The following is a 15,285-nucleotide window of genomic DNA, read 5'->3' on the forward strand; positions in this document are numbered from 1 at the left end:
ACCGCGAGAAAACGGCGGCCCCCGCCTGACCCGAACCCGAAACGGCCGTACGCCGGACCGGATCCCCGGTCCGGCGTACGGCCGTTCGCGGCCTATTCCAGTTCGCCCTCGGTCTCGAGGTACACCTGGCGCAGCCGGTCCAGCGTCTCGGACTCCGGGTGCTCCCAGAGCCCGCGCTCGGCGGCCTCGAGCAGGCGTTCGGCGATGCCGTGCAGCGCCCACGGATTCGACTGCTCCATGAACTTGCGGTTCACCTCGTCGAACACGTAGCTCTCGGTGAGCTTCTCGTACATCCAGTCGGCGACCACGTTCGTGGTGGCGTCGTAGCCGAACAGATAGTCGACGGTGGCGGCCATCTCGAAGGCGCCCTTGTAGCCGTGCCTGCGCATGGCCTCGAGCCAGCGCGGGTTGACCACGCGGGCACGGAAGACCCGGGCCGTCTCCTCCGACAGGGTGCGGGTGCGCACCGCGTCGGGGCGGGTGGAGTCGCCGATGTAGGCCTCGGGGTTCCGGCCGGTCAGCGCGCGCACCGTGGCGACCATGCCGCCGTGGTACTGGAAGTAGTCGTCGGAGTCGGCGATGTCGTGTTCGCGGGTGTCGGTGTTCTTGGCGGCGACCGCGATCCGCCGGTACGCGGTGCGCATGTCGTCGGCGGCCGGGGCGCCGTCGAGGTCGCGGCCGTAGGCGTAACCGCCCCAGGTGGTGTAGACCTGCGCGAGGTCGTCGTCGGTGCGCCAGCTCTTGGAGTCGATGAGCTGGAGCAGGCCGGCTCCGTAGGTGCCCGGCTTGGAACCGAAGATGCGGGTGGTCGCCCGGCGGGCGTCGCCGTGCTCGGCCAGGTCGGCCTCGGCGTGGGCGCGCACGTGGTTCCGCTCGGCCGGTTCGTCGAGGTCGGCGACCAGGCGGACCGCGTCGTCGAGCAGGGCGAGGACATGCGGGAAGGCGTCACGGAAGAAGCCCGAGATGCGGACGGTGACATCGATGCGCGGGCGGCCCAGCTCCTCGAGCGGGATCACCTCGAGGGTGGTGACGCGGCGGCTGGCCTCGTCCCACACCGGCCGGACCCCCAGCAGCGCCAGGACTTCGGCGATGTCGTCGCCGGAGGTCCGCATGGCCGAGGTACCCCAGATGGACAGGCCGACCGAGGTCGGATATTCCCCGTGGTCCGTCCGGTAGCGGTCAAGCAGCGACTCGGCCATGGCCTGACCGGTCTCCCACGCCAGGCGCGACGGCACGGCCTTGGGGTCGACGGAATAGAAATTGCGGCCGGTCGGCAGGACGTTGATCAGGCCGCGCAGGGGCGAACCGCTCGGGCCCGCCGGGATGAAGCCGCCGTTCAGCGCGTGCAGCACCCGGTCGACCTCGACACTCGTCTCGCGCAGGCGCGGGACGACCTCGGTGGCGGCGAAGCGCAGGACGGTGGCCACCGATGCCAGGCGCGCCGCGTCGGTCGCCGCCTCGGGCGCGCGGGCGGCGCTGTCGGTCGGGTCCGCAGCGGCGGGCAGGCCGGGCGTTCCGCCCGCCGCGTCGCCATTGTCGAGAACGACCGCGGCGAAGTCGGCGACCAGGCCGTCGACCGCGTCGACGGACCAGTCCGCCGCCTGCAGCGCGCCGAGGATCTCGCGGGCCCGCGCCTCGATCACGTCGACCCGGCCGCGCGCCTCGTCCCCGGACTCGCTGAGCCCCAGCGCCTCCCGCAGGCCGGGCACGTTCTGCTCGCCGCCCCACAGCTGGCGGGCGCGCAGCATGGCCAGCACCAGGTCCAGTTCCATCTCGCCCTGCGGCGCCTGGCCCAGGATGTGCAGCCCGTCGCGGATCTGCACGTCCTTGATCTCGCACAGCCAGCCGTCGACGTGCATGAGCATGTCGTCGAAGACGTCCTCGTCGGGGCGTTCGGTCAGGCCCAGGTCGTGGTCCATCTTCGCGGCCCGCATGAGCGTCCAGATCTGCTGGCGGATGGCGGGCAGCTTGGCCGGGTCCAGCGCCGAGATGTTGGCGTGCTCGTCGAGCAGCTGCTCGAGGCGGGAGATGTCGCCGTAGGTCTCCGCGCGCGCCATCGGCGGGATCAGGTGGTCGACCAGCGTGGCGTGGGCGCGGCGCTTGGCCTGGGTGCCCTCGCCCGGATCGTTGACCAGGAACGGGTAGATCAGCGGCAGGTCGCCGAGGGCGGCGTCGGTGCCGCAGGACGCCGACATGCCGAGGGTCTTGCCGGGCAGCCACTCCAGGTTGCCGTGCTTGCCCAGGTGCACCATGGCGTCGGCGCCGAACCCGCCCTCCGCCTCGGGCAGGGCCAGCCAGCGGTAGGCCGCCAGGTAGTGGTGGCTCGGCGGCAGGTCGGGGTCATGGTAGATGGCGACCGGGTTCTCGCCGAAACCGCGGGGCGGCTGCACGATGAGCACGATGTTGCCGAAACGCAGTGCGGCGATGACGATCTCGCCCGCGGGATCGGCCGAGCGGTCGACATACAGCTCGCCCGGCGGCGGCCCCCACGCCTCGACCACGGCCTCGCGCAGGTCCTCGGGCAGGGTCTGGAACCAGCGGGTGTAGGTGGCGGCGCCGATGCGGATCGGGTTGCCCTCCAGCTGTTCGGCGGTGAGCCAGTCCGGGTCCTGGCCGCCCGCCGCGATGAGCGCGTGGATCAGGGCGTCGCCGTCGCGTCCGGCCAGGCCGGGGATCTCGCCGTCGGCCCCGAGATCGTATCCGGCGGCACGCAGTTCGGTGAGCAGCCGGATGGCGCTGGCCGGGGTGTCCAGGCCGACGGCGTTGCCGATGCGGGCGTGCTTGGTCGGATAGGCCGAGAGCATGAGGACCAGGCGCTTGTCGGCCGCGGGGATGTGGCGCAGGCGGGCGTGCCGCACCGCGATGCCGGCGACCCGGGCCGCGCGCTCGGCGTCGGGGACGTAGGTCGACAGGCCGTCGGCGTCGAACTCCTTGAAGGAGAACGGGACCGTGATGATGCGGCCGTCGAACTCCGGCACCGCGACCTGGGTGGCGACGTCGAGCGGGGACAGCCCGTCGTCGTTGGCCGCCCACTGCTCGCGGCTGCTGGTCAGGCACAGGCCCTGCAGGATGGGCACGTCGAGGGCGGCGAGCGCCGCGACGTCCCAGGCCTCGTCGTCGCCGCCCGCCGAGGCGGCGGCGGGCTTGGCGCCGCCGGCGGCCAGGACGGTGACGACCAGGGCGTCCGCGCGGGCGAGGGTCTCGAGCAGCGCGGGCTCGGCGGTGCGCAGCGACGCGCAGTAGACCGGCAGCGCGTTCGCGCCCGCGTCCTCGATCGCCGAGCACAGCGCGTCGACGTAGGCGGTGTTGCCCGCCAGGTGCTGGGCCCGGTAGTAGACGACGGCGACGGTCGGGGCGCCCTCGACGCGGCGGGCCGGGCGGTCGAGTTCCCCCCACGCGGGCAGCTGCACCGGCGGCTCGAAACCGTGCCCGGTGAGCAGCACGGTGTCGGAGAGGAAGTGGTGCAGCTGGCGGAGGTTGTCCGGGCCGCCCGCCGCGAGATAGTTGTGGGCGTCGGCGGCGACGCCCACCGGCACCGTGGAGCACTCCATGAGCTCGGCGTCCGGCGCGATCTCGCCGCCGAGCGCGACCATCGGCACCCCGCTCGCGGCGACCGCGGCCAGCCCGTCCTCCCAGGCGCGCTTGCCGCCGAGGATGCGCACGATCACCAGGTCGGCGCCGTCCAGCAGAGCGGGCAGATCGTCGACCAGCAGCCGCGCGGGGTTGCCCCACCGATAGTCGGCCCCGCTGGCGCGTGCGCTGAGCAGGTCGGTGTCGGAGGTGGACAGCAGCAGGATCACAGGGGACCTTCCTTGGGTGACGCGCCCGGCGGTGTGTGCTCGCCGGTGAGGGTCTGGCTGTGACAGTGGCGCGACCGCCCGGAATCCCACCGGTTTCCTCGTCGCCCGCCGAGCACCGTCATGCTAGCGGCCGACCCGCGCGGCCGGGCCCCCGACCTGTGGCGCTCCCGTTCCACCGTTCTCGCACAGCGTAATTCGATTTCAATACAGCCCTGTATCGTAATGGGGACCGTCCGAGCCGGAGGAGAATCCCATGATCGTCGAGTACATCCGCTACACCGTCGGGGCCGACCGGGCCGAGGCGTTCCTCGCCGCCTACGACACCGCCGCCGAGGTCCTGGACGCGGACCCACACTGCCTGGCCTACGAGATCGCCCGGGGCGTGGAGGAGCCGGAGCACTTCGTGGTGCGCATCGAATGGGACTCGGTGCGCGGCCACGAGGAGGGCTTCCGCACCAGCCCGGCGTTCGGGCGCTTCTTCGCCGCCGTCCGCCCCTTCTTCGGCGACATCCAGGAGATGAAGCACTACGCGGTGCACCGCTCCGCGTAGTTCCCGGACCACCGGCCGCGCGGCCTTACAGTACGGGGATGCACCGACACGGCGGCCCGCGGTGACCGGCCGGACCCGCGACGACGGGATCGACGCCCGCATCCTGGCCGTGGCGGGCCGGCACCTGGCCCGCCACGGCTACGCGGGCATGTCCCTGGCCGCGGTGGCCGCGGAGGCCGAGACCACCCGCCAGGCCCTCTACCGCCGCTGGCCGACCAAGGCCGCCCTCGCCGACGCCGTCGTCGCCACCCTCGGCCCCGCCGACACCCCCGCGCCCCCCGCACGCGTTCGACGCGCTCGTCGCCGAACTCACCGCGTTCTCCCACGACATCACCCGCCCGGGCCGCCTGTCGCTGGTCGGCACCATGCTCCAGGACACCACCGATCAGCGGGTCCTCGACCGCTACCGCCGCACCGTGATCGCGCCGCGGCGATCCCGCCTGCGCGCGATCCTGGAATCCGCTCGCGCGGCGGGGGAGATCGACGCGGGCGCCGACCTCGAGGTCGCGCTGACGATGTGCACCGGCAGCTGGTACGGGCGTGCCCTGGCCGGCGAGCCGGTGCCCGGCGACTGGCCACGGCGGACGGCGGCGCTGGTGTGGCGGGCGCTCGGGGGTGTACCGCCCGGACCGTGAATGCCGCCCTCGGCCGGTCAGCGCGGGCCCGGCCGGTCCGCCGGGCCCTCGGGGTCGATCGGCATGGCGAGGGTGAGCAGGTCGCCGTCGTCGGCGGAGCGGACGCGGGCGGGGAGGTCGCGGCCGGTGAACTCGAGCATGACGTCGGGGCCGACGCCGCCGGTGACGGCCGGGTGCAGGACGGTGATGTCGAAGTGCACGGTGAGGTCGTCGCCGGTCGTCGTCGCGGCGAGCCGGGCGGGTTCGGCGCCCGGCGTGCCCACCTCGACGGTGCCCGATCCGGATCGGAGGCGCAGGCGGACGACCCGGTCGTGGTGGGCGTCGAGCACGCGCAGCAGGTCGGCGCGGGCGAGGACGGCGCGGGTGCGGACCGGGCCGAGGCCGTCGAGGACGACCCGGTGGTCCGGGAACGCGGCGCCCGGCGCGCCGCAGCGCCGGGTCTCCCCGTCCGCGCCGACGGCGAGCTCCTCGCCGGCCGCCCGCAGGGTGATCTCGGGGCGCCGCCGCACCCACGACAGCAGGGCGCGCAGGTCCCCGGCCGTCGCGGTCACCGCCCACGGCACGCCCGCGGGCGCCGCGATCCGGACGGTGCGCAGCGTCAGTCGGTAGCGGTCCGTCGCGACGAGCACCAGCGCGGATTCCGCCGCCTCCAGACGCACCGCGTCCAGCACGGGCAGCTCCGGATCGACCACCGTCGCCGGAAGAACCTGCTCGACGGCCGCGGCGAACGCGGGGCCGCCGAGGCGGATCTCCCCCGCGGGCTCGCCGGGCGCAGGCCGCGGGTCCGGGGCCGCCGGGGAGACGGCCGCAGCGACCGGTCGGCTCGGCGAATCGTCCGGCAGCAGAGCCGACTTGGCGGCCCGGGCGGCGGCACGGAGGTCGGCGAGGTGGCGGGTGGCGGCGTCGAGTCGGGTGTCGATGAGGTCGGCGGCGGCGCGGGGGTCGGGCTCGGCGAGGACGGCGGTGACGTCGGCGAGCGGCAGGCCCGCGGCGCGCAGCTGCCGGACCATGCGGGCGACGGGGATCTGGGCGGGGTCGTAGTAGCGGTAGCCGGTCGCGTCGTCGACGGCCGCGGGCACGAGCACGCCCGCGTCGTCGTAGAAGCGCAGGGCGGTCGCGGTCAGGCCGCAGGCGCGGGCGAAGGCGCCGATGGTGAGCAGGTCGGAGTCGATCACGCGCTCAGCCTGCGGCTTCGAGCGACTCGAAGGTCAAGGGCCGGTTCAGGGGTGCGCGGGGGCCGCCTCGCCGGCGCGCAGGCCCTCGGGCGAGCCGGTGCCCAGGGAGCGGTGCACGTTGTTGATCACCGAGTTGCCCAGCGCGTAGTTGCCGGTCCCGCCGATGACCGCGCCGACACCCGCGGGCACGACCGAACCGAACAGCAGCAGCGTGCGCTTGAGCAGGAAGTTGACCAGGAAGCGCTTGGCGGGCGAGTCGGGCATCGACGCCAGGCCGGGCACCCGGTCCACGACGACCGAGAACCACTGCTTGGAGGAGTGGCCCGCGGTCTGCTGCAGCGCGCTGGTTCCGGCCTTGCCCAGCACGATCTCGGAGACCATGTGCCTGCGGCGGCTGTCGCCGTCGTCGACCCCGTACGCCGCGGCGATGCCGCTGCCGAGCAGGGCCGAGGCCTCGAGGAAGATCGCACTGTCGGCGAAGGACAGCACGACACCGAGCACGGTCCCGACGCCGGGGATCACCGCGCTCAGGCCGACCGCGACGCCGCTGGTGGTGACGACGCCGAGATACTGGCGCTCCAGGCGCCGCGTGAGTTCCTGGGTCGACCGGTCCGGGTGGCGGCGCCCGAGCCACGCGACATAGGAGTCGGCCAGCGGGGCCTGCCGCGCCGAGACCCGGTCGAGCGCGGACACGAATCCCTTGTCGAACCATTCACGCAGCATCGGCGACCTCTCGGAAGCGTTGGGGGCGGGATCGCCCCCACCCTACCGGCCGCTCAGGTCAGATCGGCGTTGCCGTCGACGACTTTGAGCAGGTAGTGGAACTTCGCGACCCGCCAGGCGCCGTCGACCCTGGTGAGCGCGAGATCGTAGCTGCCGACGAAGGTGCGGGTGACGCCGTTCACCGCGGCGTTGTTCACGTGGACGGCGATGGAATCGGCGTGCACGCGCGCCTGGTCGCCGTCGAGGTCGATCAGGTGGTTGCCGGACTGGTGGTGGATGGCGTCGAGGGGGTCGAGGCCGGCCTGCCAGTCGGCGACGATGTCCTTCGCCGGGCGCAGCGACTGCCCCGCCCCGAAGCCGCCGTCGAAGTCGACCTCGTCGGCGAAGACGGTGGTCAGCTCGTCCCAGCGCTTCTGGTCGCAGTAGACGAACATGCGGGTGACGGCGTCGATGATGGCGAATCTGTCGGCGAGGGCGGCGATTTCGGTCATGGGGGTGACAGTAGGCGGCGCCGCCGCCGCGCTCCACTCGAACACCGCCCGCCTGCGGCGCCGACCGCGCCGGTCGCGCGGCGGCGCGGGTCGTAGGCTGGACGCATCATGACCCGTGACACCCCCGACGCCTGCCCGGGCGTGCTGCGCCTGCACCAGGCGGCCGACGGTCCCCTGGCCCGGATCCGGCTCCCCGGCGGACGGCTCGAACCCGCCCAGACGCAGGCGCTGGCCGAGGCGGCGCGCGACCTCGGCGACGGCGCCATCGAGCTGACCTCGCGCGGCAACGTGCAGCTGCGCCGGGTCGGCGACGCGGACGCGCTGGCGCGGCGGCTGGCGGCGGCCGGGCTGCTGCCCAGCGCCACGCACGAGCGGGTCCGCAACATCGTGGCCTCCCCGCTGTCGGGCCGGGTCGGCGGCTGGGCCGACGTGCACCCGCTGGCCGCCGCGCTCGACGCCGGGATCCAGGGCGATCCGCGCCTGTCCGGGCTGCCGGGCCGGGTGCTGTTCACCCTCGACGACGGGCGCGGTGACGTCAGCACGCTGCGCGGTGACATCGGCATCCAGGCGCTCGGCGCGGACGAGTTCGCGCTGCTGCTGGCCGGCGCCGACACCGGGATCCGGGTGACGGCGGCCCGGGCGGTGGAGGTGATGCTCGACGCCGCGCGCGGTTTCCTTGACCTGCGCGGCGCCGGTGCCGCCGGGCAGTGGCGGCTGCACGAGATCGAGGGTGGCGCGGAACGGGTCGCCGAGGCGCTCGCCCTGTCCCCGGTCGCGGGCCGGGTCGCGCTCGGCGACACCCACGACCTCCCCATCGGCTGGCTCGCGCAGGACGACGGCCTGGTGAGCCTGGGCGCGGGTGTCCCGCTGGGCTCGCTGCCCGCGCGCACGGCGGAGTTCCTCGCCGCGGTCGAACGCCCGCTGTTCGTGACCCCGTGGCGCAGTGTGGTGCTCGCCGACATGGACGAGGGCACCGCAGAGACCGTGGTGCGCGTGCTCGCCCCGCTCGGCCTGATCTTCGACGCCGCCTCGCCGTGGCTGCGGGTCAGCGCGTGCGCCGGGCGACCGGGGTGCGCGAAGTCGCTGACCGACGTGCGGGCCGACGCGGCGGCGGCGGTCGAATCCGGGCGGGTGCGCCTCGACCGCGGGACCGTCCCGCCGCCCGGGGACGTGGTGCCCGCGGCCGAGGTCGAGGTCGGCGGCAGGCAGCACTGGTCGGGCTGCGAGCGGCGCTGCGGGCGGCCGCGCGGTCCGGTCACCGATGTCGTCGCGACCGCCGGGGGGTACCGCGTCGAGGAGTGAGCGTCAGTGCAGCTCCAGCGTGCAGCACTTGATGCCGCCGCCGCCCTTCAGCAGTTCGGACAGGTCGACCGGGATCGGGACGAAACCGCGGTCGCCGAGCTGGGCGGCCAGGCCCGGCGCGTGCGGGGTCAGGAAGACGTGGCGGCCGTCGCTGACCCCGTTGAGCCCAAGGACCAGGGCGTCGGCCTCGCTCGCGACGATCGCGTCCGGGTAGAGCGTCTCGAGCACGTCGCGGGCGGCGGCGGAGAAGGCGGGCGGGTAGTAGGCGATCGTGGTGTCGTCGAGAACCATGAGCGCGGTGTCGAGGTGATAGAAGCGCGGGTCGACGAGCTCGAGCGAGACCACCGGCAGCGCGAAGAACTCCTGCACCTCGGCGTGCGCGCCGAGGTGACAGCGGAACCCCATCCCGGCCAGGATGCGCTGCCCGGCGACCGCGAAATCGCCCTCGCCCTCGTTGTGTTCCCCCGCGACCGCGAGCCGGGAGTGCCCGTTGGCGGCGAACCAGCGGTGGAACGCCGGGCCCTCGGGGCCGCGTTCGGGATGGGCGAAGCGGGCCGAGAGGGTGCGCCCGCCGACGGACAGGCCGCTGTTGGCGGCGAACACCATGTCGGGCAGGCCCGGCTCGCCCGGCACCACCTGGACCCGGTGCCCGAATTCCTCGTAGGTCTCGCGCAGCACGGTCCACTGGGCCAGGGCCCGGGCGCGGTCGACCGGCTCGCCCGGGTTCATCCACGGGTTGATGGCGTAGGCGACGTCGAAGTACTCCGGCGAGCACAGGACGAAGCGGCGCGGGGTGGCGACGCGCAGCGGGGTCGGTTCGGGGGCGCGGAGCCCGGTGACGACGGTCAAGGGGAACCTCCCGTGACACAGGCGGACGGTTCCCACGACAGTATTCGGCGTTCCGTTGCACCGGATACACCGAATCATTGCGTTGTCCGGGCCGGACCCGGTGATTCGTTGCGTGGTCGCGGGTCAGGGCAGGCGCCGGGCCAGGTGCTCGTAGTCGCGGACGAGCCCGTCCTCGTCCACGGTCAGCTGGGCGGTGAAATCCCGTGCGGCAGATGCGTATTCGATCAGCGCCGCGTCCCCGGCCCGGCCGCCCGGGGTGTAGACCTGGTCGCTGCGCAGCACCCGTAGCGACGGCACCTCCACCCAGGCCATGACGAAGGCGCGCGGCGGGCCCGCGGGGGCGCGGTGCAGGTCGTGGCGCAGGATCGGCATGGTGTTGGTCAGCGGGCACAGGCCGAGGTCGCAGTCGAGTGCCCCGGCGACCGCGCGCGGGTCGGCGAGGCCGGGCGCGGGCAGGTCCGCGGGCGGCGCGCCGTCGGCCGTCGCGACGGCCGACCACGCCCCGGACCCGTCGCGGTCCAGCCGCAGGCTCCGCGACCATCCCGCGCCCCGCACGGTCACCGCGAGCACGCGGGTGACCCACCCCGGACCGGTGTCCAGCGACCAGGCCGTCACGTAGTCGGCCGCGCGCGAGGTGCCAAGGGCCGTCAGGGCATCGGCGCGCAGCGTCACCGAGGCCGCGTCGAGGCGGCCCGGCTCGTCGACGCCGGTCCAGGCGATCGTCCGTCGTGTGGTCATGGCGGTGTCCTCTCCGGATCGGTCGGGTGCCCGGGGATTCGGTTCCCCGGGCCGGGTCCGCGTTACGGCGGCCCGCGCCGACCGCCGTGCGCGCGCATCGATGCGATGATGACGGCTCAGCGTGTCACCGACCGCAGGGAGCCACGTGGACGACATCGACCGGCGCATCCTCGCCCAGTTGCTGACCAACGCCCGCGCCTCCTTCGCCGACATCGGGACCGCGGTCGGGCTGTCGGCGCCCGCGGTGAAACGGCGGGTGGACAAGCTCGTCGCGGGCGGGCAGATCACCGGCTTCACCGCGCAGGTCAATCCGGCGGCGCTCGGCTGGACGACCGAGGCCTACGTCGAGGTCTACTACCGCGACAACATCTCCCCCGCCGAGCTGCGGCGCACGCTCGAGCCGATCCCGCAGGTCGTGGGCGTGTGGACCATCGCGGGCGAGGCCGACGCCCTCGTGCACGTGATGGCCACCGACATGGCCGAGATCGAGGTGACCGTGGAACGGATCCGGGAGAACGCGCGGGTCGGGCGCACCCGCAGCGCGCTGGTGATGTCGCGCATCCTCGAGCGCGCCCGCACCTGACACCGACCGGGCGGCGGCCGCGCAATACAGTTACCCCCATGTCCGACCTTCGCACCAGCTACCTCACCGACGGGGCCGAGATCTACCGGCGCTCGTTCGCCACGATCCGCGCCGAAGCGGATCTGGCGGGTTTCCCGCCGGATGTGGAGAAGGTCGCGGTGCGGATGATCCACGGCAGCGGGCAGACCGACCTGGCCGCCGACATCGCCTACTCCCCCGGGGTGGTCGCCGCGGCCCGCGCCGCGCTCGCCGCGGGCGCGCCGATCCTGTGCGACGCGAACATGGTGGTCGCGGGGGTGACCCGGCGGCGGCTGCCCGCCGACAACGAGGTCGTCTGCATGCTCACCGACCCGCGGGTGCCCGCGCTGGCCGCCGAACTCGGCAACACCCGTTCGGTGGCGGCCCTCGAGCTGCTGCGCGACCGGCTCGGCGGCGCCGTTGTCGCCATCGGGAACGCGCCGACCGCGCTGTTCCACCTGCTGGACATGCTCGACGACGGCGCGCCCGCGCCCGCGGCGGTCCTCGGCATCCCGGTCGGGTTCATCGGCGCCGCCGAATCCAAACAGGCGCTCATCGACTACGGCGGGGTCGAGTACCTGACCGTGCGGGGGCGCCGCGGCGGCAGCGCCGTCACCGCGTCGGCACTGAATGCGATTGCGAGCGAACAGGAATGAGCACAGGCAAGCTCTGGGGTATCGGTCTCGGCCCCGGCGACCCGGAACTGGTGACGGTCAAGGCGGCCCGCCTCATCGGCGAGGCCGATGTCATCGCCTTCCACAGCGCGCGCCACGGCCGCAGCATCTCCCGCGCCATCGCCGCGCCCTATCTGCGCGCGGGCCAGCTCGAGGAGCACCTGGTCTACCCGGTGACCACCGAGACCACCGACCACCCCGGCGGCTACCAGGGCGCGATCGACGAGTTCTACGCCCACGCCGCCGAGCGGCTGGCCGCGCACCTGGCCGCCGGGCGCTCGGTCGCGCTGCTCGCCGCGGGCGATCCGCTGTTCTACAGCTCCTACATGCACATGCACCGGCGCCTGGCCGACCGGTTCGAGGCCGAGATCGTTCCCGGCATCACCTCGGTCAGCGCCGCCTCGGCCGCCCTCGGCACGCCGCTGGTCGAGGGCGAGCAGGTCCTGACCGTGCTGCCCGGCACCATGGACCCGGCCGAGCTGGCCGAGCGGCTGCGCACCACCCAGGCCGCCGCGATCATGAAGCTCGGGCGCACCTATCCCGGTGTGCGCCGGGCGCTCGCCGAGTCCGGGCGGCTCGACGGCGCCTACTACGTCGAGCGCGCCTCGTCGTCGCGGGAGCGGGTGCTGCCCGCCGCCGAGGTCGACGACGCCGACGTGCCCTACTTCTCCATCGTCGTGGTCCCCGGCCCGGAGCCGACCCTGCCGGTGCCGCCCGCCGGGCGCGCGGCGACCGGCGCCGAATTCGCCGCCGACGCCCCCGCGCCCGCCGCACCCGCCACGCCGGCCGTGGGCGAGGTCGTCGTGGTGGGGCTCGGCCCGGGCGACACCGCCTGGACCACCCCCGAGGTGACCGAGGCGCTCGCCGCCGCCACCGACCTCGTCGGCTACACCACCTACATCGACCGCGTGCCCGTCCGGCCCGGTCAGCGCAGGCACGCCAGCGACAACAAGGTCGAGTCCGAGCGGGCCACCATGGCCCTGGACCTGGCCCGTCGCGGCGCGCGGGTGGCGGTCGTGTCCTCCGGCGATCCGGGCGTGTTCGCCATGGCCGCCGCCGTGCTCGAGGTCGCCGCGGAACCGCGCTACGCGGACCTGCCGGTGCGGGTGCTGCCCGGGGTGACCGCCGCGCACGCGGTCGCCAGCCGCGTCGGCGCGCCGCTGGGGCACGACTACGCCATGATCTCGCTGTCGGACCGGCTCAAGCCCTGGGAGGTGGTCGCGCGCCGCCTGACCGCCGCGGCCGCCGCCGACATGGCCATCGCGATCTACAACCCGGCCTCGAGCCGGCGTCGCTGGCAGGTCGGCGCGATGCGCGACATCCTGCTCGAACACCGCGCGCCCACCACCCCGGTGGTGCTGGGCCGCGACGTCGGCGGCCCCACCGAGACCGTGCGGGTCACCACCCTGGCCGAGCTGGACCCCGACCAGGTCGACATGCGCACCCTACTCATCATCGGCGCCTCGACCACCGCCACCTTCGACACCCCCGCGGGCCCCCGCGTCTACACCTCGCGCCGCTACGCCGTGGCGCAGCCCGATCCGGCCTGACCGCGCCACGGCCCGGCGCGGTGCCGGGCGGCGGCGCCCCGATGGGCTATATTCCACATAGGAATGTGTTAGGCGTTAGGTGTTAGGCGTTTCGAAGGGAGAGCGAACCGATGACCGACACCGCGACCCGGCGCCGCCCGCTGAACTCCACGGCGGCCTCGCTGCTCGGCTTCCTGCACGAGGGCCCGATGTCGGGCTGGGACCTGGCCACCGCCGCGCAGCAGCGGATCGGCGACTTCTGGACCATCACCCAGAGCCAGGTCTACCGCGAGCTCACCACCATGGACGCCGCCGGCCTGGTCACCAAGGGCGAGAAGGGCGCGCGCGACCGCATCCCGTACCGGATCACCGACGCGGGCCGCGAAGCCTTCATCGAGTGGATCACCCGGGACCCGGGTGCCGAGACCATCCGGGTTCCGCTCCTGCTGACCCTGTCCTTCGGCGAGCACCTCGAACCGGCGCACCGCGACCGGATCATCGCGGCCAACAAGAACATTCATCAGGACCGGCTCGACCGGTACCTGGACTCCGACCCCGGCGCGCTGTCCCCCCATCAGCGCGCCACCCTGGAGTTCGGGATCGCCTACGAGCGCGCCGTCCTCGACTGGTTCGACCGGCTGCCCGCGATCTTCGGGCGCTGAGCCCGCACCCACTCCATCGCCTCGAACGGAGTCGCCACCGACACGACTCCGGCGGGCAGGGGCGGGCGGTCCACCATCACCACCGGGACCCCGACGGTGCGGGCGGCGGTGAGTTTGGCTTCGGTCAGCGGGCCGCCGCTGTCCTTGGTCACCAGCACGTCGATGCGGTGCCCGGTCAGCAGCAACATCTCGTCGTCGAGGCTGAACGGCCCACGGGCCAGCAGGATCTCGTGCCGTTCCGGCAGCGGCGGGGCGGGCGCGTCGATGGCCCGGATCAGGAAGTGGCAATCGGCACGGTCGGCGAAGGCGGCCACACCCTGCCTGCCCACGGTCAGGAACACCCGCCGGCCCGCGGCACCCAGCGCGCCCGCCGCGGCGTGCAGGTCGGGCACCCGGCGCCACAGGTCGCCGGGGCGTTCCCGCCAGCCCGGCCTGCGCAGGACGACCAGCGGGAGCTGCTCGGCGGCCGCGGCGGCGACGGCGTTCGCGGTGATGGCCGCCGCGAAGGGATGGGTCGCGTCGACGATCGCGTCGATCTCGTTGTCGCGCAGCCACGTCCGCAGCCCGTCGACCCCGCCGAAGCCGCCGACACGCACCTGCCCGTCGGGCAGCACGGGCGCGCCGACCCGCCCGGCGAGCGAGGACACCACGGTGAGCCCCGGCTCGTCGGACGCCAGCCGGGCCAGGCTCCTCGCCTCTCCGGTCCCGCCCAGGATCAGGATGTTCAGGGCTGCCCGCTGAAGTAGGCGACCCCCGCGTCGATCAGCGACGGCCCGCCTGCCACCAGCAGGCCGAGCACGCCGCCGATGATGGCGCCCGGGATGATCGTGACGATGCCGATGGCGCCGAGCAGCGCGCCGATGATCGCGCCGACCAGCGCACCGGTCGAGGCCCGCTGCAGCTCGGCGAAGAACCACTGCTGGGAGCTGATGTCCCGGACCGCGGCGACCGGCGCGGCCGCGTTGGTCAGGGTGAGCCGGGTGCCGTCGGCCTCGACGGTCGCGGCGATCTCGGCGGCGCCGCCGCCGACCGCCTGGCCGGAGAGCGGGATCTGGGCCAGCACAGCGCCTTCGGCGTTGCGCAGCGTCACCGACTTGTGGTCGGAGTCCAGGCTGAACGCGCCGCCGGTGACCGTCGTCACCACGGAGCGACCGGCGTCGGCCAGCGCGGCGGAATACGTGACGCCCCGGTCGGCGCCCTGCACGGCGGGGGCGGCCTGGTCCTGCGCCGCGGGGGCGGGCGCGGGGGCGGGTGCCGGATCGGCGGCGGCGGTGCCCGCGGCGATTCCGGTCGCGGCGATGGCGGCGAAGGCGGTCAGGGTGAATGTCGAGTGCTTCATCTAACTCCCCATCAGGAATAGGTCCGGCAGTGTCGCCCGGACCGCGCCCGACCCTACCCGTTATCGACTCGTTATTCACGTTCGGTTCATAAGTTTCCGTCCGAATCCCGCATAGTGCGGGGTCAGCGGCCGGAAAAGGATTTCGCGCGGCCCGCACGGAAACCCGCGGGCCGCGATACGCCCGAATTGACCAGTTTCCGACGAAAGTCCCTCCGGC

General features: G+C 74.0%; 15 protein-coding genes. 7 read left to right on the forward strand and 8 right to left on the reverse strand.

Features of this window, described 5'->3' with window-relative positions:
- Window positions 1–92: 92 nt before the first annotated feature.
- On the reverse strand, window positions 93–3,800 hold the full coding sequence (gene cobN, locus ON36_RS14560) for a cobaltochelatase subunit CobN (protein ID WP_043652795.1): 3,708 nt from the start codon (window positions 3,798–3,800) through the stop codon (window positions 93–95).
- A gap of 253 nt (window positions 3,801–4,053) precedes the next feature.
- Here cobN and ON36_RS14565 point away from each other — a divergent pair, with 253 nt between their 5' ends.
- Both ON36_RS14565 and ON36_RS36175 read left to right on the forward strand, forming a co-directional pair.
- Window positions 4,054–4,350: a putative quinol monooxygenase gene (locus tag ON36_RS14565; RefSeq protein WP_043652798.1), complete on the forward strand. Its 297-nt coding sequence runs from the start codon at window positions 4,054–4,056 to the stop codon at window positions 4,348–4,350.
- Window positions 4,351–4,703: 353 nt separating this feature from the next.
- Window positions 4,704–4,985: a TetR-like C-terminal domain-containing protein gene (locus ON36_RS36175; RefSeq protein WP_245558081.1), complete on the forward strand. Its 282-nt coding sequence runs from the start codon at window positions 4,704–4,706 to the stop codon at window positions 4,983–4,985.
- 17 nt (window positions 4,986–5,002) lie between these two features.
- Here the strand turns inward: ON36_RS36175 and ON36_RS14575 are convergent, their stop codons facing one another.
- From ON36_RS14575 to ON36_RS14585, 3 genes are read right to left on the reverse strand one after another with little or no spacing between them, the layout of a single operon-like run.
- Window positions 5,003–6,160, reverse strand: coding sequence for a MerR family transcriptional regulator (locus ON36_RS14575; protein ID WP_043652804.1), 1,158 nt, complete (start codon window positions 6,158–6,160; stop codon window positions 5,003–5,005).
- Between the two features lie 45 nt (window positions 6,161–6,205).
- On the reverse strand, window positions 6,206–6,883 hold the full coding sequence (locus ON36_RS14580; protein ID WP_043652806.1) for a hypothetical protein: 678 nt from the start codon (window positions 6,881–6,883) through the stop codon (window positions 6,206–6,208).
- Between the two features lie 53 nt (window positions 6,884–6,936).
- Complete coding sequence (locus ON36_RS14585; RefSeq protein WP_043652807.1) at window positions 6,937–7,374, reverse strand: nuclear transport factor 2 family protein; 438 nt, start codon at window positions 7,372–7,374, stop codon at window positions 6,937–6,939.
- A 108-nt stretch (window positions 7,375–7,482) separates the two neighbouring features.
- Between ON36_RS14585 and cobG the strand changes: the two genes are divergently transcribed.
- Window positions 7,483–8,676 carry a precorrin-3B synthase gene (cobG, locus tag ON36_RS14590; protein ID WP_043652809.1) on the forward strand — a complete coding sequence of 398 codons (1,194 nt, stop codon included), beginning with the start codon at window positions 7,483–7,485 and terminating at the stop codon, window positions 8,674–8,676.
- Between the two features lie 3 nt (window positions 8,677–8,679).
- Here cobG and ddaH read toward each other — a convergent pair whose 3' ends face one another.
- Entirely contained in the window at window positions 8,680–9,525 is an 846-nt protein-coding gene (gene ddaH / locus ON36_RS14595; protein ID WP_052313991.1) for a dimethylargininase, read from the reverse strand.
- 123 nt (window positions 9,526–9,648) lie between these two features.
- Complete coding sequence (locus ON36_RS14600) at window positions 9,649–10,263, reverse strand: putative glycolipid-binding domain-containing protein (RefSeq protein ID WP_052313992.1); 615 nt, start codon at window positions 10,261–10,263, stop codon at window positions 9,649–9,651.
- 145 nt (window positions 10,264–10,408) lie between these two features.
- Between ON36_RS14600 and ON36_RS14605 the strand changes: the two genes are divergently transcribed.
- The 4 genes from ON36_RS14605 to ON36_RS14620 all read left to right on the forward strand — a co-directional run bounded on the left by ON36_RS14605 (window position 10,409) and on the right by ON36_RS14620 (window position 13,729).
- A complete protein-coding gene (locus ON36_RS14605; RefSeq protein ID WP_043652812.1) occupies window positions 10,409–10,846 on the forward strand; it encodes an Lrp/AsnC family transcriptional regulator in 438 nt (145 codons plus the stop codon).
- 38 nt (window positions 10,847–10,884) lie between these two features.
- A complete protein-coding gene (locus ON36_RS14610) occupies window positions 10,885–11,520 on the forward strand; it encodes a precorrin-8X methylmutase (RefSeq protein ID WP_043652818.1) in 636 nt (211 codons plus the stop codon).
- A complete protein-coding gene (gene cobJ / locus ON36_RS14615; RefSeq protein ID WP_043652822.1) occupies window positions 11,517–13,088 on the forward strand; it encodes a precorrin-3B C(17)-methyltransferase in 1,572 nt (523 codons plus the stop codon). Before ON36_RS14610 ends, cobJ begins: the two co-directional genes overlap by 4 nt.
- 110 nt (window positions 13,089–13,198) lie before the next feature.
- Window positions 13,199–13,729, forward strand: a complete 531-nt coding sequence (locus ON36_RS14620; protein ID WP_043652825.1) for a PadR family transcriptional regulator — start codon at window positions 13,199–13,201, stop codon at window positions 13,727–13,729.
- Here ON36_RS14620 and ON36_RS35845 read toward each other — a convergent pair.
- Both ON36_RS35845 and ON36_RS35850 read right to left on the reverse strand, forming a co-directional pair.
- Window positions 13,672–14,457, reverse strand: a complete 786-nt coding sequence (locus tag ON36_RS35845; RefSeq protein WP_218001205.1) for a cobalt-precorrin-6A reductase — start codon at window positions 14,455–14,457, stop codon at window positions 13,672–13,674. The two genes, ON36_RS14620 and ON36_RS35845, sit on opposite strands and share 58 nt — an antisense overlap.
- Window positions 14,454–15,068, reverse strand: a complete 615-nt coding sequence (locus ON36_RS35850) for a DUF8020 domain-containing protein (protein ID WP_043652832.1) — start codon at window positions 15,066–15,068, stop codon at window positions 14,454–14,456. The genes ON36_RS35845 and ON36_RS35850 overlap by 4 nt, the downstream gene beginning before the upstream one ends.
- Window positions 15,069–15,285: the final 217 nt, after the last annotated feature.

Origin of the sequence: Nocardia thailandica NBRC 100428 (assembly GCF_000308795.1) — a bacterium.
GTDB lineage: Bacteria > Actinomycetota > Actinomycetes > Mycobacteriales > Mycobacteriaceae > Nocardia > Nocardia thailandica.